Consider the following 18,630-nt stretch of genomic DNA (forward strand, 5'->3'; position numbering starts at 1 on the left):
TGGTGTGATGAGGTCAGTGAATGGTGTGCAGTTCGTAGCTGGCGTCGTCGCGGTCCTCGCGCGCCGGCTCGGTGCATAAGAAGGAATTCCAGCCCAGGCGGACCTCGCCGCCTTCGCCAAGCCGGCACGGCGTGACGCTCTCGCGCGCCAGCACCAGCCGCACCTCGTACTCGAAGGTCATGCCGCCGAACATCGTCAACAGCTTCTCCAGCGCCCGCGCGCGCTCGCCGCCCGGCAGGAAGTCGGTATAGGCCTGGCGCGCCAAGGGGCCGATCCACAGCCGGATGCGCAGGTCGCGCTGCCAGATGCGATCGCCCGCCAGCGCGGACACGCCCAGCACGGCGCCCGGCTGTCCGAGCCGCGTGCGGTTCTGCGGCGGCACGTCATACCAGCGGCCCACGAACTGCTCCACCCGCAGCGGCACGCCGAAGTAGTCCTGCAGCACGCGCTGCAGGAATGGCGCCGACACGGGCCGCTGGCGCGCGGCCGCGGCGTAGTGGGCAACGGACTCATCGAATACCCTGCCCGCGCCGTTGTGCAGCCGGTCGCGCAGCGCCGGGTGGCCGATGCCGCCCAAGGCCAGCAACAGAGGCAGGAAATGATGGTCCTGGTCGGTTTCATGCCGCAACGGCATGCGGTACCTCTTCCAGGCGGCGTAGAACAGCGCGGCCGCCCGGTTCGAGAAAATGTCGAAGAAGGCGCGCGCGCCCCGGTCGCGCCGCAGGCTCTCCCGGTTCGCCAGCATTTCCGAATAGTGCAGCGGCAGCGCGCCCTGCCCGCCCAGCAGCCCGAAGAACGCCGGCGTCACGTCCACGCGGCCCAGCCGGCCCTCGGCCACGGCGGCCTGGCGCGCCGCTTCGTCGGCCAGCACCTCGCCATGCTTGTCATACGCCACCGCGTCGACGATTTCGCTGGGCGGAAATCCCAGCCCGGGCGCATTGGGAAAGCGCAGATGCACGGGCACCGTGTGGCGCGTCGCGCCGCGCTCCTGCCGCGCAAAGCACTGCTCCAGCAGGCGCACCGCCTGGAAAAACTTGAAGCGCTGCGGCTCTGCCAGCAGCGCGTCCATCACGCTAGGATGGCGTCGCCGTTGCATGGGGGGCATCGTAGTAATTCCTCCGCGCCGCGGCGCGACAACACGACCAATTGCACGAAACTGTTGGCGTGCACGTACAGGCCGAAGAAGCGGTTGATGACGGCCACGAACGCATGCAGGCTTGTACCCACAAAGTGGTCTTCGTTGACGGTCAGCCGGATCTCGATGCCGCGGACGAACGTCGCGAAAGGCTCGCCGGGCATCCAGTGCGTGGCCGGCTTGTAGTCCAGGCCGACCAGGCCTTCTATCTGTCGCGCCGCCACCGCCGACCCCGACAGGTCGTACAGGCGCAGCGTTTCCTTCAAGGCCGGCAGGCCGCTCTGCACCAGGGACAGATGGTTCAGGGCCAGATGGGAAATCAGCCGCCAGTGCGCCGCGCGCCCCTGCTGGAATCGGTGCGAATGCGTCGGCCGGCGCAGCATCCGGATGGCGCGCGCCACCGTCCCGCCTTCCAGGAACAGGTCGCCGCCCGATTGGCCCACCGCGATGTGCGACGGCAGGTCGCGATTGGTGCAGGTCAGGTCCAGGCTCAGGGTTTCGGTCTGCGGCACCGACGGATCGAAATCGATATCCACGATCGATATCTCGGTTTCGTATCCCGGGCTGCGCTGGGCCATCGCGGCATCGCGCCGCATCGTCCAGTAATGGCCGGCCGACTCCGGCGACTCGCCGTGATGCAGCGAGTAGAACGGCCGGAAATCCACCACCGCGTCGCCCTGCGCGTTCTGCCGCACCTGACGCACGCGGTCGATGGAATAGACCTCGTAGCCATAGGCGCGCCGCGCATCGGCCACCACCGGATAGGACGCCGCCGCATGCGTCACGCGGATGGGGTCGGCGCGCTGGGGAAACAGGTTCACCACCGGCGTGCAGCCCAGCCGCAGATTGTCCGCCGACGTCGACTCCAGCAGCCGCGCCGTGTTGGAATCGGCGCGCACCCCGCTTACCGGCAGATGCAGCGTGAATTGCCGCACGGTGCCCAGATAGGGGCGCAGGGCCGCCAGGTCGATGTCGACGAAATTGAATTTTTCGGAAAAGACGAAGTACTCGGCCAGCAGGCGATACGCCGGATGCGAGCTGGCCGGAAAGTCGATCAGCGCATCTTCCTCGGCCAGTCCGACCTGCGCCAGCGGAATCGCGGGCAAACGGTCCCAGCGCCCCGGCTGCCACTCCACATACGCCGCGGCCGCGCGCAGGAACAAGGCGTCGCGCAGCGCCGCCACGAACGACGGTTCGCCGTGCAGGTAGACGCGCAGCCGGTCGATGCCCAGCATGCCGAAGTGCTGGTTCTCGCCCTGGCACCCCAGCGTGACCGAGAAGCGGGCGGTGACGCCGGCGGGCAGCTTGGCCGTGGCCGGCGCCGTCGCGCTGGACACGAACCCCGCGCGCTGCACCTCCACGGGCGCCAGCGCGACCTCATACGCCGTGCGGAAACGGCACGCCACGCCGCGCACCGGATGGGATTTCAGCTCGGTGCCGCGGCCGATGCGCACGGGCGCGGTCAACTGCGCGCCCGCGCCGCCCAGGTCGAACTGCGCCACGCTGCAGGAGGGAAACGGCCGCAGGTAATGCGGGTACATCACCTCGAACAGCGCCTCGGTGAATTCGGGGTAGTCGTCGTCCAGCTTCTTGTTGATGCGGGCGCTCAGCAACGCGAACGACTCGATCATGCGTTCGACGTGCGGATCTTCGCAGGTCTCGCCCGACAGCCCCAGCCGCGCGGCGATCTTCGGATAGCGCTCGGCGAAGTCGCGCGACGACGTGCGCAAGAAGCCAAGTTCGCGCTCGTAATAGGGCAGCAGTTCTTCCATTGATGTCTTCCTGTCCGGCGCGCCGGGGCACCTGCACCGCGGTTCGATGCGTCAGACCGTGGCCGGGCTCTTGGCCCAGCCCTTGGTCACGGAGTACTGCAGGGTCGATGGCTGCAACGTCGCGTCAAAGGTCACGGGCTCGTGGGCGGGCCCCACGTCCAGCATGGCCGTGATCGCGAAATACAGCACCGACGTCGCGCGGCCGTCGACCTGCAGCATGACCCGCACGTGCGTCAGCCGCGGCTCGTGCCGCGCGATCGCCTGTTCGAGCGACCGGCAGATGAACTCGCGGTCGTAGTGGCTCGCCAGGCTCAGCCCGGAGAAGTCCGACAGCCCGTACGTCAGCAGCGAACGCTGGCAGTTCGGGTAGCGCCGCAGATCTTCCTCGGTGAACACCATGCGGGTGTTCAACAGGGCCTCGATGTCGCGCGCCACCGTCTCTTTCATTTCCTCGATCGACAAGCGCCGCAGCGCATAGGGCGACTGGCCCTCTGCTTCGAACAGCTTGTCGAAGAGACTCGGTTCGAATCCTTTCATCGGGGCCTCGAAAACAAACACAGCGACGTGGCAGGGCCACGGCCGCGTCGGGCCGCGGTCTTCCTGCCAGCGGGCGCGATCAGACCGAGTAGGTCTTGTCGTTCTTGGTCAGGCTCCAGGCGCCCTGGGCATTGCCGCCCTGGTTGCCGCCCACCTTCTGCTGCGTGTACTTCCACTGCACGGCGGCGTACTTCAGCGAGAAGGTCTCGTGCGGCAGGCCTTCGGCCACCACTTCCGGCGCCACGCGCGCGATGATCACGTACTTCAGCTTGATTTCCAGGTACTTGACGCGGTTGCCCTCGCCGTCGGCGCGCAGGAAATCGATGGTGACTTCATCGAACGTGGTGCCGCCCGAGGCGTGCTGATACAGCAGCGGGCTGACGACGTCCAGGTCCTTGGTGAAGATCATTTCCCCATGTTCGGTGCGCTCGGCGGTGTGGCCGCCCGAGGTCGAGGCGGTGGCCGAACGCGGCTGGATGATCTCGTGGCGCCACGAGCTGACTTCGATCCAGTCCGGGTGGTCCTTGTCTTGCGACTCGCCCTTGAGCGCCGGATTGCCGAACTTGACGTAGATGTCCTTCATTGTGGATAACCTCTTTCAATGGATGAGTTGTCAGTGCAATGACGCTCAGGATTTCTGGGCCTGGGCCGGCAGTTCGGCGACCAGGCGCAAGGAAATCGAAAGTTCGTCAAGCTGGAAATGCGGCCGCAGGAACGCCACGGCGCGGAACACGCCAGGACGACCGGGCACCTCGGCCACTTGCACCGAAGCTTCGCGCAGCGGGAACTGCGCCTTCTGTTCCTGCGTCGCGTTGTCGTCCAGCAGCACATACTGCGACACCCAGCGATTCAGGAAACTCTCTACGGACTGCGCCGACGCGAAGCTGCCGATCTTGTCGCGCATCATCGCCTTCAGGTAGTGCGCCACGCGCGACACCGAGAAGATGTATTGCAGCTGCGCCGACAACACCGCGTTGGCGTTCGCGCTGTCCGTGTTGTACTTCTTGGCCTTCTGCACGGACTGGGCGCCAAAGAAAGCCGCGTAGTCCGAGTTCTTGCAATGCACCAGCGGGATCAGGCCCTGGTCGCTCAGTTCCTTTTCACGGCGGTCGGTGATGGCGATTTCGGTCGGGCACTTGAGCGCGATTTCGCCGTCGTCCGTCTTGAACGTGTGCGTGGGCAGGTTCTCGACCAGGCCGCCGCCTTCCACGCCGCGGATCGCCGCGCACCAGCCGAAGTCGGCGAATGCCGCCGTCAGGCGCGCGCCGAAGGCCCACGCGGCGTTGCACCAGAGGTACTTGGAATGATCGGTGCCATCCACGTCCTCGACGAAGTTGAAGCCTTCGACCGTGGTGCCCTCCACCGGGTCGTACGGCAGGCGGCCCAGAAAGCGCGGCATGGTCAGGCCGACATAGCGCGAATCCTCCGAGTCGCGGAAGCTGCGCCACTTGGTGTATTCGACCGTGTCGAAGACCTTGGCCAGATCGCGCGGGCGTCCCAGGTCGGCAAAGCTGTCCAGGCCCAGCAGCTCGGGCGAAGCCGAGGCGATGAACGGCGCGTGCGACGCGGCGGCCACGTGCGACATCTGTTCGATGAAGTACATGTCCTCCGGCTGGCGCGTGATCTCGAAGTTGCCCAGCAGCGCGCCGAACGGGGCGCCGCCGAACGTGCCGAATTCCTCTTCGTACACCTTCTTGAACATCAGGCTCTGGTCGAAGTCGATCGCCGTCTGGAAATCGCGCACCAGGTCGCGCTTGGTGGTGTTGAGCACCTTGATCTTCAGCATCGGGCTGGTGTCGGTTTCCTGGCACAGGTAGTGCAGGCCGCGCCAGGTGCTTTCCAGCTTCTGGAACTCGGGCGCGTGCATCACTTCGCTGAGCTGGGCCGAGATCAGGCGGTCCAGCTCGGCGACGCGCGCGTCCAGCATGGCCGACAGGTTGTCGGACACCACGACGGTGCCTTTCATGACTTCGCGCACCAGCTCGCCAATGATGTCCTTGGCGCGGTCGTGCTCGGCGGTGGACTTGGCGACACGGCTCTGCTCGACGATCTGGTCCAGCAGCCCGCTCTGCGTTTGCGTGGCGTCGGCGGTGGCGGCGGCGTTTTGCGCGGCGGCGGAATTACTCATTGCGGCCTCCCTTGTCGGTCTCGCTGGTCAGCTGTTGCAGCTTTTCGGTGCTGGTCAGCACTTCGCCCAGCAGGTCTTCGAGCTTGTCGTTGCCGGCAAGCTTGTTGCGCAGATCGGCCAGCTTGGTGCGGATGTCCAGCAGCTCGCGCAGCGGATCCACCTGCTGCACCACGGCTTCCGGACGAAAGTCCTCGATGGAACGGAATTTCAGGTCGACGCCGAACGTGCCGCCCTCATCGGTCAGGCGGTTCTTCACCCGATACGCCGCGCGCGGCTCCAGCCCGCGCATCACGTCGTCGAAGTTGTCGACATCGATGTTGACGAACTTGCGGTCCTTCAGGCGGGGCAGCTCTGCTTCGGACTGCGCCGAAAAGTCGCCCACCACGCCGACCACGAAGGGAAGCTCCTTCTGTTCGATGGCGTCGCCCTTCTCCACGTCGTACGTGAGCTGAACGCGCGGCGGACGGACTTTCTGCAGTCGTTTCTGAACGCTTTCTTTCTTGGCCATGGCAGGCTCCGTGCAAAGGATCTTGTCTGTCGGTCAGGGGCGCCGCCGTGGGCCGCGCGCTCCCGGATGAATCACTTGGTCAGCAGGTCGCCGAACGGATTCGGCGCGCGGTTGGGCGGCTGAGCGGGCGGGTTGGCGGATTGCTGCGGGGAAGACGGGGCGGCGGACGGGGCCGGCGTACCGGAAGCGGCCGGCGTGGCAGAAGCGGCCGACGACGCGGACGGGGCCGGGGTGGCGGCAACCGGCTCGACCTTGCGCGGTTGGCGCGGACGCGGCGGTCGCTTGCCTTCGGGGAACAGCACGTCCTGGCCCAGGGTTTCGCGCATCGACGCAGCCAGCGCCACGGCATCCGCACGGGCGTTGCCGGCCAGCAGCGCGTCGGCGCGCAGGTCGGCCAGCGACTGCATGGCCACGCGCAGGCCCCCGACGGCGCGCACCGTCTTGGCCACGAAGTCATCCGGATCGCGGCTCAGGGTTTCATCGGCGGCGACGATCGCCTGGCCGTATTTCTGCTGGTCGAAGCGGATCTTCGCGATGTAGGACCACGGCTCGCCCTTGGACGGATTGCGCTGGGCGATCTCCTCGAACTGCGCGACAGCCTGGTCGGCACTCTTTTGCTCCAGCGTCTTTTGCGCGGCGGCCAGGGACTTTTCGTATTCGGCTTCCGACTGCGGCTTGACGGACGCGCAACCGGCCATCAATGCGACGACACCTGCGATAACAACGAGGCGGGAAAAGGGCATTTTTTAAGCACCTAGCGGGGTTGTAACTAGGGGCCGTATTTCAACAACCTTTTGTTAGTGCAAGGCTACAGCGAGTGTCTTCATGTTACTTAGCGCCAATTTGCACGCATCATGCCGCGATCTGTATTGCTTCACACACTTCCGGTATAAAGAGCCATGTCCAAACATATCTATTTATCACGTTTGTTCACGGCGGTGGCATGCGCGCTTGCAAGCACCGCCATCACTGGATGTGCGGCCGTTTCGGCCATTGGCGCGGTCGCCGGTTTGACGGGGAATGCGATCGAGATGGCGGGCCTGAAAAAGCCCGAAAACGCGCCTGTGGAAGTGAAATTGGCGATTCACGCCGGAGAAAATTTGAATGCCGGCGCTGGCCAGCCGATGGCGGTAGTTACAAAAATATACTACCTGAAGAATCCTGAGCAATTCCAGCGTGCGCCGCTCACGCAATTGATAGACACTGCCGGGGAGAAAGCGGCGCTGGGGGAATCGATGCTGGGTTCGCGCGAGCTCACGCTCACGCCGGGACAGCGATACGAAACCGTCGAAAAAGTCTCCAAGCAAGCTGACTACATCGCTGTCGCCGGGCTGTTCTACGCCCCCGCGCCCATGCGGTGGAAGTACGTATTCAAGGTTGAAAGCGTGGAAGACGACGGCATCGTATTGGGCGCGCACGCTTGCGCGTTGACGGTGGCCACGGGCAGCCCCACGCTGCCGGCGGGCATGCCCGCCTACGATCCGTCGCGCCTGTCCGGCGTGCAGTGTCCGGGTTGACGCGCATCGCGGCCGCGCGCCGTTCGTCCAACCCTTTCATCTATATAGCCATACAGAACCAGGAAAGAAGCAAGAGGGAGCGCTTATTTTGAGTTACTCAGCCAAAGTCCTTTGGGGCGAAGGTTTGTTCCTGCGGCCGCAGCATTTCCAGCGGCAGGATGCCTATCACGAAGACCGGCTGGCCGAGATGGCCCGAGCGCTGCATCCCTATGCGTGGGGTCTGCGTTCGGCGCGCTTCGATGCCGCCGCGCTCGCCAACGGCATGTTGCGCGCCACCGAAATGAGCGCGGTGTTTCCCGATGGCGAACTCTACAGCGCGCCGCATGGCGATGAGCTGCCCCCGCCCGTTGCCCTGACGGCGCTGGACGGCGTGAGCGAAGCCGTGTTCTATCTGGCGATCCATCCGCTGAAGGCGATCGGCGGCAACTACCGCGACGCACAGACCACGGGCAGCTTCGACACGCGTTACACGCATGACAATGCGCCCGCACCCGATCTCTACACGGGCGCCGCCTCTGCCGAGCTGGCGTTCCTGCGCAAGGACGTGCGCCTGATTTCCGAATTGGAACCGCGCGACGAGTTGCTGGCGATCCCCGTCGCGCGCGTGCGGCGCACCGCCAGCGCGGGCTACGAACTGGACACCACCTTCATCGCCCCCAGCCTGTCGCTCACCGCGTCGGGCGCGCTGCACGAACAACTGCGCCGGCTGCTCGACGCCCTGCAGGCCAAGGTCAACGCGCTCTATGGCTTTCATCGCGAGCCCAGCAAGAACATCATCGAGTTCCGCTCGGGCGACGTCGCCTCGTTCTGGCTGCTGCACACGGCCAACGAAGCCTACGCCACGCTGTCGCACCTGTTCCATCACCCGCAACTGCATCCCGAACGCCTCTTCCAGGAGCTGGCGCGGCTGGCAGGCGCGCTGATGACCTTCTCCAAGGTGCATACGCTGGCCGATCTGCCCGTGTATCGCCACGATGCGCCCGGCCCGGCGTTCGCCCGCATGGACGAGATCCTGCGCGACCTGCTAGAAACCGTGATCTCGACCCGCTACTTCTCCATCATGCTCGAAGAGCTGCGTCCCTCGTTCCACATGGGACGGCTCGACTCGGACAAGCTGGACGAGACCACGTCGCTGTATCTGGCCGTGCAGGCCGCGATGCCCGCCGCCGAGCTGTCGGAGAGCGTGCCCATGCGCTTCAAGGTGGGCGCGCCCGAAGACGTGGACAAGCTGGTGCTGTCCGCCATGCCCGGCGTGCCGCTCGCCTACACGCCGCAGGTGCCGCCCGCCGTGCCCGTCAAGCCGGGCGCCGTCTATTTCGCCCTGCAGACGCGGGGCTCGCTATACGACCGCATGCTGCAGGCGCGCAGCATCGCCATCTATGCGCCCGCCGGCATTCCCGAACTCAAGCTGGATTTGATCGCAGTGACCCGCTGACAGGACCGACACCGCCATGATCGCTGACGCCCCTTCCCTGATGCCTGGCGCGACGCTGCCGCCGCGCGCGGCAGAATTTCACGCAAGCCGCCCCGCCAAGTCATTGCTGGACCTGATGTACGACGGGTTCCTGATGCTGTTCCTGCTCAAGCGCGGACAGGAGCCCGCCGACGCGGCCGCCTTCTCCGCGCGCGTGCAGCAGTTCCTGGCGGACTACGAACGCGCCGCCAAGAAAATGGACATCGCCGCCGAGGACGTCTACGCCACCAAGTACGCGTTCTGCGCGGCCGTGGACGAGACCGTACTGAACTCCCGCTTCGCGATCCGCGACGCCTGGATGCTTCAGCCGTTGCAGCTCACGCTGTTCGGCGAACAGCTGGCGGGCGAGAACTTCTTCGCCCGGCTGGAGGACCTGCGCGCGCAGGGCGCGCCGCGCCTGCAATCGCTTGAGATTTACTACATGTGCCTGCTGCTGGGCTTCCAGGGCAAGTACCTGATCGAAGGCCAGGAAAAGCTGGGATACCTGACGGCCCGGCTGGGAGACGAGATCGCGCTGCTGCGCGGCAAGCGCACCGGCTTTGCGCCGCACTGGCCGCTGCCCGACAAAGTGGCGCACACGCTCAAGCGCGATGTGCCGCTGTGGTCGATCATGGCGCTCTTCGCATTGCTGGGCCTGCTTGCGTTCCTGGGCATGGGCCACTTCCTGAATACCGAAATGCAGACCGCGATGGCGCCCTATCACGACATCGTCAAGCTGGGCCCGCGCGCGGCGCATTTGACGATTTCGCTGCCCTAGCGGCGGCAAGCGGGCCCGCGCGGTCCGCGCGGATCGCGCCATAACCGCGATCTGCGCAAAGACCACATCGCGCGCGGCCATGTTTGCCAGCCCTTTCGTCCCTTCCGGCGCGTCCCGCGCGCCGTCGGCGCCGCCGACCGAATACCGCCTAGCCCTATGAACGCCTTGCCTTCTAACGCCCCGGCCTACTCTTCGCTGAACATCGCCACCCTGTCGCAACACGCGCGGCTGCTGCGCCTGACCACCGCGCTGGACACCGAGCTGCTCGTCGAGCACATGCGCCTGCGTGAAGGCATCTCGCGCCTGTTCTCGTTGACGCTGGATTGCCTGGCCGCCAGCGCCGAGCTGGACGTGGCGGCCTTGCTGGGCAAGGAGATCACCGTCAGCCTGCTGCAGGCCGACGGCTCGATGCGGCGCTGGCATGCGGTGGTGGAAGGCGTGGATGCGCTGGGCGCAGACGGCGGCCTGGCCCGATACCGCCTGCACGCCGCGCCGTGGATGGCGGCGCTGGCCTTGCGCCGCGACAGCTTCGTCTATCAAGACCTGTCGGTGCAGGACATCGTCAGCGAAGTGTTTTCGGATTATCCCCAGGCGGCGTTCGCCTTTGAACTGACAGACGCGCCGCCACCTCGTCCCATCTGCACGCAGTACCGCGAATCGGACCTGGAGTTCGTGCAGCGCATCCTGGCCGAGGCCGGCCTGTGCTACCGCTTCGAGCATCAGCAGGACGAGGGCCAGGCCGCCGGCGGCGGCGCGCGCCATCGCGTGGTGATTTTCGATGCGGGCGCGGCGCGCCCGGAAGACCCGTCATCGCCGCTGCGCTTTCATCGCAGCGATGCCACGGAAGCCAGCGACAGCATCACGCGCTTTGCCGCCGTGCAGTCGGTGCGTCCGAACAGCGTGACGCGCGCGGCCTGGAACGAACGGTCGTTGACCGCGCACGCCGCCCAATCCCAGTCGCAGGTCCGCGTGGAAGCGCTGCCCACGCTGGAGGACTACGACTACGCGGGCCACGGCCGCTACGCCGACGATGACGCCGCCGAACAGGGCGCGGCGCGTTCGCTGCGCGCGCACGAATCACGGCTGGTGCGCTTCGAGGGCGCCGGCACGGCCCGTTCTCTCGCCCCGGGCCGGGTCTTCGCATTGAGCCAGCACGACCGCTACGCGCAAGGCGGCGGCGGGCAGGCCATCGACGAACTTGCCGGCAACCGCTATGTGCTGATCGACGTCACGCACGAGGCCACCAACAACCTGGGCAGCCAGGCCGCGCAGGTCCTGGACGCGCCCGACATGGAGCGCGGCACCTACCGCAACCGCTTCCGCGCGCAGCCCGAGGCGGCGGCGCTGGTTCCCGCCTGGCGGGCCCGTCCCACCGCGCCCGAGGGCCTGGCCGCCGTGGTGGTCAGCGCGCAGGACGCGCCCATCACGTCGGACCGCGACCTGCGCGTGAAGGTCCAGTTTCCCTGGCAACGTGGCGAAAAGCCGCTGACGGGCGGCCTGCCGCATCGCACCCATGGCGATGCCAGCGGCAACGCGCCCGGCGACGACCGGTCCGGCACGTGGCTGCGCGTGGCCGGCGCCCAGGCGGGGCCCAACTGGGGCGCCCACCATCTGCCGCGCGGCGGCACCGAAGTGATCGTCGAATTCCTCGACGGCGATATCGACCAGCCTGTCATCGCGGGCCAGCTCTACAACGACGCCGACCTGCCGCCCTGGTCGGCCGGCGAGAACAGCGACGCCAACCACGCCGGCGTGCTGAGCGGCTGGCATAGCCAGGGACTGGATGGCGCCGGGCGCAACCAGTGGATCTTCGACGACACCAAGGGCAAGCTGCGCACGCGCCTGGCCAGCTCTACGGCGGCCACGCAACTGGGGCTGGGCCATCTGGTGGAACAGGGCCTGGACGAGGCCAGCCGGGGCCAATGGCGTGGCACGGGCTTCGAGCTACGCACGGATGCCTGGGCCGTGGTGCGTTCGGGCCAGGGCATGCTGATATCGGCCAGGGCGCGCGAACAGGGCAAGTCGACGCAGGCCGACGCGCAGGAAGCGCTGCTGCTGCTGCGCGGCGCGCAGGACGCCTCGCGCCGGCTCAACGACAGCGCGCGGCAGCATCAGGCGCGGCCCCTGGCCGCCGCCGACGGCTACGACGACCTGCTCAAGGCGCTGGACCCCGAGCAGGACGGCCGCTACCCGCGCCAGGTCAACGGCCAGGCCGCGGGCAAGGCCGCCAATGGCCAACGCACGGCCGAGGCCAATATCGAACGCATCGATGGCCCACACCTGCTGGTCGATGCGCCGAACTCGCTGAATCTGGCCACGCCGGCCAGCGCCGTGCTGCACGCGGGCGAACATCTGCATGCCACCGCGCAATCCGATGCGCATGTGGCGGCCACGCAAACCTACGCCGCCGTTTCGGCCAAGTCGGCAAGCGTCTTCGCGCAGCAAGGTCCGCTGCGCGCGATCTCGGCGCAGGCACCCGTGTCCCTGCATGCGCACACCGATATCCTGGAGGCGCTGGCAGGCCAGGACATCACCGTGACCTCGTCGGCCGAGGGCATCGAAATCCTCGGCAACCAGCGCGTCACCCTGCAGGCGGCGGGCGGCAGCGTCACGCTCGATGGCGCGGACATCGTGTTCAAGGGTCCTGGCCTGTTTTCGGTCAAGGGCGCCACGCACAATTTCGTGGGACCGGGCAGCGATGCCGCCAGCCTGCCTGCCCTGCCCAGCACGACCGTCGATGATCCGCTCATCGTGAGCGCCGAGCTGGTGCACAAGGACGGCGTCGTCGCCGCGGCAGCCAAGAAGGCCGGCGCCAGCCTGATGGCGGGCTTTGGCGGCGCAGCGGGTGCGGGGGCTGGTGAAGCTGCGGCTGCGGGCACGGGCATGGGCGCATTGGGCGATGCCGTGCCTGGCGGCTTGAGCGCGCTGGGCAAGACCGCCGCCGGCGCCGCAGGCAAGCTTTCCCAGTTGGCCGGGCAGGCAAGTTCGCTGGCCGGTCAGGCGAACGCGCTGGCCGGCAAGGCAAGCGCGCTGGCCAGCCTGGCCAAGAATCCGATGGGCGCACTGTCGGCCGCCCCCGGCCTGCTGGGCTCGGTCGCGCCGGGCGCAAGCGGCATGCTGAACAGCGCCGCGTCCGCCGTGGGCACCGTCTCCAAGGCGGCTGACCTCATCAAGAACCCGATGTCCGCCCTGCCCGCCGCCACCGACATGCTGGCGGCAGTCGCGCCGGAGGGCGCGTCCAACATGATCCGCAGCGCGGCGGGACTGGCGGGCGTGGGATCTGGTGCGGCGGGTGTCGATGCGGGTGCGGAGGCAAGCGCGGCGACGGCGTCGGCCGCTGGTGACGTTGCGGGCGCGACGGCCGCAGCCGGTACTGCCGGAAGTGCAGGCGCCAACGCGGGCGCAACCGGTGCTGGCGGTGTTGCTGGAAGCGCAGGCGCCGCCACAAGCGCAACCGCCGCTGGCGCAGTTGCCGGAGGTGCAGGCGCCACCGCAGGCGCAACCGCCGCTGGCACTGTTGCCGGAGGCGCGGGCTCCACCGCAGGCGCAACCGCTGCTGGCGCTGTTGCCGGAGGCGCGGGCTCCACCACAGGCGCAACTGCTGCTGGCGGTGATGCCGGAAGCGCGGGCGCCACCGCAGGCGCAACCGATGCTGGCGCTGTTGCCGGAAGCACAGGCGCCACCACGGGCGCAACCGCCGCTGGCGCTGTTGCCGGTAGCGCAGGCGCCACCACAAGCGCAACCGCTGCCGGCGCTGTTGCCGGAAGCGCAGGCGCGGCCACAAGCGCAACCGCTGCTGGCGCTGTTACCGGAGGCGCAGGCGCAGCGGCCTTTGCCGGCGCGGCCTCGTCCGCTCCGGGAAGTCCCGCGGTCGGAACTGGAATGGACATCGCCCAAGACAACGTGGCGACCCAATATGCAACGCAGGCCGCGCCCCCTTCGTCAATGGCCCCGACCATGACCGCGACGCCGGCATTGGCATCGGCGTCGGCGGCGGGCGCGGCGGCGCCAAATGCAGAGGCCGTGCCATTAGCAACTGCCGCGACGGCCGCAACGCCCGACGCATCCTCCAGCACGACGCCGATGCAAGCCAGCGCGACAACAGGCGTCGCCTACGCGGATTCTGGGTCGGGCTTGGGTTCAGGCTTGAATTCGGACTCCGGTTCGGGTTCGGGTTCGGATTCGGGTTCGGATTCGGATTCGGATTCGGGTTCGGGTTCGGGTTCGGATTTGGATTCTGGCTCGGGCGCGGGCTCAGCGGCAGGCGACGCTTTCAGCCGCGCCGCCGCGACCGCCGACGTCTCGTACCCCTCCTCCACGGGAGCCGCATCGGGTGTCGCCCCCAACGCCATGCCTGCAGGCGCGGGCGGGGCCTTGGCCGCCAGCGCCGCCGATGCAAGCACTCCGGCCGCTTTGACCGCTGGGGCAGTTGGCGCGCGTACCGCCGCCGCCTTCACCGCAGGAACGGCAGGCGCGGCTGCGGGCGGGGAGCTCACGGCTGGCGTATTCGCCGCCAGCCCTGCCGCAGGCGCGCTCGCTGGCGCAGCCGCCGCGAGCAACGGCTCGAACCTTGCCGCCGGAACCGGGGCGAGCGCAACACCAGCAGCGGCAGCCGCAGCAACAACGGCAGGAGCAAACGCAGCAACCACGGCAGTAACAACGGCAGCCGCAACGCCAGCAACAACGGCAGCAGCAATGGCAGGACCAGGAGCAGGCACCGGCAATGCGACGAACCTCGATAGTGGAGCAACGAGCACCAACGCCCGAGCGACAAGTGCAAACAGCGGCGTGACGAACACGACCGACACGACCAACACGAACACCCATCTGGCCGCCCGCATCTCCGACGGCAGCATCGCCACAACGGGAGCGTCGGCGCAACACGGCGCCGGTGCCTCGCCGTCCGACTCCGCCCTGAATGCCGCGCGACCCTGGACCGCCCCCGATTCCGCCATCACGACACCGCAGGCGGCGGCCGTCTCGGCTTCGCAACCGGATGCGGACCGCGCCGGCGCGTGGGGCTCGGCCGCAAGCCTGCTCGCGACGGCCGCCGGCGCGATGGCGGCGGCCCAGCCCGCAACGGCCCACGCCGAAGGCGACAGCCGCCATGCCGAAAACACACGCGGCACGCCTCCCGACGCTGATGGCTCCACACAGCCCGCGCCACATGGCCTGACGCAGACCGCCCACGCAGCGCCTCTTGCCCCCCTCTCGCCCGATGCCCCCGATGCGCTCAACCCGCAATCCGGATCGACAGAGGCCAAGCAGACCGCACAGGCGGCGATGGCGCTGTTCGCGGGCAGCGCGGCGCATACCTCCACGGCCTCGCCCCCGTCAGCCGACAAACCGGCCTACTACGGCGCCATCAGGCCGGCAACCCCGCCGACCGACTCGCAAGGCGGCACTGCGCAGCACGGCACGGCCCGCGACGGCACCACGGCGCGCCCGGCCAAGCGGCCGGACGCGGCATTGCTCGCGTCGCTGGCTGCGGGCGCGGGCAGCTTGCTCAGCGCCACGGCGTCGGCGGCCAGCGATGCCGGACACCTGGCGTCCGCCGCATCTACCGACCATGGCGCCACGCCTTTCGCGGCGGATGCGCCCTCTCCCGCCTCTCCGTCCGGCGTGGCCACGTCCGGGATGCCCGGGCGCGGCGCGATGCACGGCGATCTCTCCACCGCCGCCACGGCCACGACCGCCCCGATGCAGGACGGGTCCGCCGCCGCCATGTCTGCTTCCGGCACGGTGCCGCAAGGTGCGCCGTCGCTTGCCGGGTCCGATTCCGTCCTGAACGAAGCGCCGTCGCTTGCCGGGTCCGATTCCGCCCTGAACGAAGCCCCAACGCTCGCCGGGTCCGATCCCGTCCTGAACGAAGCCCCAACGCTCGCCGGGTCTGACGCCGTCTTATCCCCAACGCAGACGCTGCCGGCCTCCGATACTGGCTTGAACACGGCGCCCGTCTTGGCAAACGCCTCCGCGCAAACGCCGGGCTTCGTGCCGGGCTCCGGCATGGCAGGCCTGCCGCAAGACGCCGGCATGCCGCCCGGAACGGGCGCAGGCATCGCAGAAACCGGCGTCGCCGCCGGCACCGCGACGTCCGGCAGCGCCGCGGCGGCAGATGCTGCGCCCGCGGTAGCCACCGGCGCCAGCGCCGCGGGCGTGGGCGCAGAAGCAGGACCGGGCGCAGCGGCGGCTACGGGCGCGAGCGCCAGTGCGTCTGCATCCGCCAGTACAGACATGGATGCCGGAGCAAGCGCAAGTACCGGAGCCGGAGCTGCTGCGGATGCGGGTTCCAATGCTGGAGCCGCTGCCGGTTCGGATGCCGGCGCTGGTGCTGGTGCGGGTGCTGGTGCCGGTGCCACTGCGGGTGCCGGTGCCACTGCGGGCGCTGGTGCCACTGCGGGGGCTGGTGCCCCTGCCGCTCCCGGAGCCAATGCCGATCCCCGCGTCACTGCCGCTCCCGGTGCCGATGCTGCCCCTGGCCCAAGTGCTGGCGCTGTTGGACAAGCCGGTCCGGCCACAGGCACAGGCTCCGTCACTGACGCAGGTTCACCCCCCATCGCCAGCCCTGGCGCGGCTTCCGCCCCCACCGACGCTTCCCCGATGAGCGGCCCTGCGGCGACGCCAGGCATTTCCCCCTCCAACACCGGCCCCGCCACGGCGGCCCCGCCTACGGCGGTCTCCCCGGCCGCCAGCCCTGACACCGTGCTCGGCAGCACGACGGCGCGCGCGGCCGGCATGTCCGACAGCGCGCCGGCCACCCGCGCCACCGACCTGTCCGCCGCAGGCGGCGCAGGCGCGGCGGCGGGCGCAGCCACCACCGCAAGCGCCGGCGCGGCGGGCGCGTCGGCCGGCAGCTCGGGCGCCGCGGGCATCGCCGCCGTGGGCGCTGGCGGCGGGCTCGCCGCCTTTGCGCAGCAGGCCAGCGCCGCATCCACGGCCATGAACAGCGCGTCCACGCTCATGTCCGGCGGCGTCAGCGCCAACGTCGGCGCCGCCATCGTGCCCGTCATGACGCAGGCGCTGAACGCGGCCGGCGACCGCGCCGCCGCGCTGGGGTCGGCCGTCGACACCCTCTTCAACCTGCCCGACGTCAAGCAGGCCAACATCCCCGCCGTCGCCGGCGCCATCCTCAGCATGCCGGGGCTGTCGTCCTCGTCGGTGCCGGGCGTGATCGGCGCCATCCTGCAGTCCCCCACGCTGGCCACCGAGACGCTGCCCAAGGTGGCCGAGGTGCTGATGAAGATCCCCGGCGTGGCGGATTCGCCGCTGCCGCAGATCGCCCGCGACGTGCTGGACACGATCGGCCTGGGACCCGTGGCGCGCACGCAGGGCACCAACCTGCCCGGCGGCATGCCCTCGGCGGGCGGCGCCGGCCACGGGGTGCCGGGCATATCGACGTATCGCGGCCGCCAGGACGGCGCCCGCCTGCAATACGTGAACCTCGAAACGGCGGACGAACGCTGGAACGACGGCAGCGCGTTGACCACCACCGAACGGCAAACCCGCCGCCCGCGCATCCACGTGGAGTTCAACCGCCCCGGCGCGCACCGGTTCACCATCACCGTCAAGGCCGACCCCGGCAACATCGCCTACTCCTCCCGCGAACGCGGCCGCCGCGCCAGCTATCAGGAACCGCACGCCAACCCGCGCAGCTACGTCACGAACGCCGACGGCACCCGCATCGTCGATGACATCGACCTGCCCGCCGCCGGCCGCAACGTCTACCTGTTCGAAGTGCGCGACGAACGCGGCCAACTGATCAAGACAGAACGCGTCGAGACCGCGCGCCGCCTGTACATCCAGGAAGTCATGTGCATGAGCGCGCGCCCGGCGGCCCACCTGGCCGACGTGACCCCGGTCACGGCGGAGTTCGCGCTGCACGGCATCGACATGATCCAGTTGCCGCGCCTGCAATTCCGGGGCCGCTCGGCGGTGGACGCGGCCGACAACGTCGACGCCCAGCAGGCCATCATGGACGCCGTGCGCCGCGTGTACGCCAACTCCCCCGGCAAACAGCGCGAGCCCTACACCCTGGTGGTCTGCCACGTCGACCGCCTGGCCGCGCCCGGCACCAGCGGCGACATGCGCATGCCGGTGCCCGCCGGCCCCGGCGGGCGCGTCATGACCGTCCCTATCGTCAACGACGACCGCACGCTTGCCAGCCTCTGGTACGAGTTCGACGACAGCGACGACTGGCTGGTCCACGCCCGTTATATCTACACGGACGCCTCGGGCGCGGAACGGTCGATTCCCATCCCGCGCCACCTGATGACGCCGATCCGCGAAAGCTCCGGCGCCGTCTTCTCCGTGAAAGTCGACCTGACCCAGATTTCGTCCACGCCCTTGCGCGGCGTGCTCAACATCCAGTTCAACACGGTGGCCGCCAGCTACGCGGGCCTGGCCATCACGGGCACCAACCTGCTGTTCGTGTCCACGCTGGACCCGTACGAGCCCAACTCGCAAGCGTACCTGACGGAAACGCTGGCGCACGAAATGGGCCACTTGCTCGGCATGGTGCCCAGCGGCCCCGACTGGCCCGGCCTGCGCAACGAAGACCCCTCGGCCGACGACTCCAAGCTGGATCCGCCGCCGCACTTCTACTACAACATGGGGGGGCACTGCTACTTTGGCCTGCCCAACCGGAATGGACAGTACAGCGATGAGATCGGGCAATGCGTGATGTACGGCATCACCTGCGCCAACATCCACTTCTGCCCCAGCTGCAGCAAGGCCGTGCGCAAGGTGGATTGCTCCGAAGGCTGGACCTCATTCTGACGAAGCCACCCGCCACCGAAGACCATT

Annotated in this window: 11 protein-coding genes; 4 read left to right on the plus strand and 7 right to left on the minus strand. The window is 68.5% G+C overall.

Annotated elements, in window-relative coordinates; all coding sequences use genetic code 11:
• Nucleotides 1-13 precede the first annotated feature (13 nt).
• From tssG to BMW75_RS17515, 7 genes are all read right to left on the minus strand, one after another.
• Nucleotides 14-1,105, minus strand: a complete 1,092-nt coding sequence (gene tssG, locus BMW75_RS17485) for a type VI secretion system baseplate subunit TssG (RefSeq protein WP_175493208.1) — start codon at nucleotides 1,103-1,105, stop codon at nucleotides 14-16.
• Nucleotides 1,069-2,907, minus strand: a complete 1,839-nt coding sequence (tssF, locus tag BMW75_RS17490; RefSeq protein ID WP_076518923.1) for a type VI secretion system baseplate subunit TssF — start codon at nucleotides 2,905-2,907, stop codon at nucleotides 1,069-1,071. Before tssF ends, tssG begins: the two co-directional genes overlap by 37 nt.
• Nucleotides 2,908-2,958: 51 nt before the next feature.
• Complete coding sequence (gene tssE / locus BMW75_RS17495; protein WP_062685260.1) at nucleotides 2,959-3,444, minus strand: type VI secretion system baseplate subunit TssE; 486 nt, start codon at nucleotides 3,442-3,444, stop codon at nucleotides 2,959-2,961.
• Between the two features lie 79 nt (nucleotides 3,445-3,523).
• On the minus strand, nucleotides 3,524-4,027 hold the full coding sequence (locus tag BMW75_RS17500) for an Hcp family type VI secretion system effector (protein ID WP_076518921.1): 504 nt from the start codon (nucleotides 4,025-4,027) through the stop codon (nucleotides 3,524-3,526).
• A 45-nt stretch (nucleotides 4,028-4,072) separates the two neighbouring features.
• On the minus strand, nucleotides 4,073-5,572 hold the full coding sequence (gene tssC, locus BMW75_RS17505; protein ID WP_076518920.1) for a type VI secretion system contractile sheath large subunit: 1,500 nt from the start codon (nucleotides 5,570-5,572) through the stop codon (nucleotides 4,073-4,075).
• Nucleotides 5,565-6,080: a type VI secretion system contractile sheath small subunit gene (gene tssB, locus BMW75_RS17510; protein ID WP_076518919.1), complete on the minus strand. Its 516-nt coding sequence runs from the start codon at nucleotides 6,078-6,080 to the stop codon at nucleotides 5,565-5,567. Before tssB ends, tssC begins: the two co-directional genes overlap by 8 nt.
• A gap of 71 nt (nucleotides 6,081-6,151) precedes the next feature.
• Complete coding sequence (locus tag BMW75_RS17515) at nucleotides 6,152-6,823, minus strand: outer membrane protein assembly factor BamD (protein ID WP_254792050.1); 672 nt, start codon at nucleotides 6,821-6,823, stop codon at nucleotides 6,152-6,154.
• Nucleotides 6,824-6,979: 156 nt separating this feature from the next.
• Between BMW75_RS17515 and tssJ the strand changes: the two genes are divergently transcribed.
• The 4 genes from tssJ (at nucleotide 6,980) to tssI (ending at nucleotide 18,603) form a co-directional block, all read left to right on the plus strand.
• A complete protein-coding gene (gene tssJ / locus BMW75_RS17520) occupies nucleotides 6,980-7,597 on the plus strand; it encodes a type VI secretion system lipoprotein TssJ (RefSeq protein WP_092581185.1) in 618 nt (205 codons plus the stop codon).
• A gap of 88 nt (nucleotides 7,598-7,685) precedes the next feature.
• Nucleotides 7,686-9,032: a type VI secretion system baseplate subunit TssK gene (gene tssK / locus BMW75_RS17525; protein ID WP_092581186.1), complete on the plus strand. Its 1,347-nt coding sequence runs from the start codon at nucleotides 7,686-7,688 to the stop codon at nucleotides 9,030-9,032.
• Nucleotides 9,033-9,048: 16 nt separating this feature from the next.
• Nucleotides 9,049-9,828, plus strand: a complete 780-nt coding sequence (locus BMW75_RS17530; protein ID WP_092581187.1) for a DotU family type IV/VI secretion system protein — start codon at nucleotides 9,049-9,051, stop codon at nucleotides 9,826-9,828.
• A 165-nt stretch (nucleotides 9,829-9,993) separates the two neighbouring features.
• Nucleotides 9,994-18,603 carry a type VI secretion system tip protein TssI/VgrG gene (gene tssI / locus BMW75_RS17535; RefSeq protein WP_175493209.1) on the plus strand — a complete coding sequence of 2,870 codons (8,610 nt, stop codon included), beginning with the start codon at nucleotides 9,994-9,996 and terminating at the stop codon, nucleotides 18,601-18,603.
• Nucleotides 18,604-18,630 lie beyond the last annotated feature (27 nt).

The sequence above is a fragment of the Achromobacter sp. NFACC18-2 genome, from assembly GCF_900108985.1.
Taxonomy (GTDB): domain Bacteria; phylum Pseudomonadota; class Gammaproteobacteria; order Burkholderiales; family Burkholderiaceae_B; genus Achromobacter.

What these genes read in the sequence shown, in the direction of transcription:
- tssG (WP_175493208.1), bottom strand. Translation starts at nt 1,105, where the DNA reads ATGCCCCCCATGCAACGGCGACGCCATCCTAGCGTGATGGACGCGCTG.
- tssF (WP_076518923.1), bottom strand. Translation starts at nt 2,907, where the DNA reads ATGGAAGAACTGCTGCCCTATTACGAGCGCGAACTTGGCTTCTTGCGC.
- tssE (WP_062685260.1), bottom strand. Translation starts at nt 3,444, where the DNA reads ATGAAAGGATTCGAACCGAGTCTCTTCGACAAGCTGTTCGAAGCAGAG.
- BMW75_RS17500 (WP_076518921.1), bottom strand. Translation starts at nt 4,027, where the DNA reads ATGAAGGACATCTACGTCAAGTTCGGCAATCCGGCGCTCAAGGGCGAG.
- tssC (WP_076518920.1), bottom strand. Translation starts at nt 5,572, where the DNA reads ATGAGTAATTCCGCCGCCGCGCAAAACGCCGCCGCCACCGCCGACGCC.
- tssB (WP_076518919.1), bottom strand. Translation starts at nt 6,080, where the DNA reads ATGGCCAAGAAAGAAAGCGTTCAGAAACGACTGCAGAAAGTCCGTCCG.
- BMW75_RS17515 (WP_254792050.1), bottom strand. Translation starts at nt 6,823, where the DNA reads ATGCCCTTTTCCCGCCTCGTTGTTATCGCAGGTGTCGTCGCATTGATG.
- tssJ (WP_092581185.1), top strand. Translation starts at nt 6,980, where the DNA reads ATGTCCAAACATATCTATTTATCACGTTTGTTCACGGCGGTGGCATGC.
- BMW75_RS17530 (WP_092581187.1), top strand. Translation starts at nt 9,049, where the DNA reads ATGATCGCTGACGCCCCTTCCCTGATGCCTGGCGCGACGCTGCCGCCG.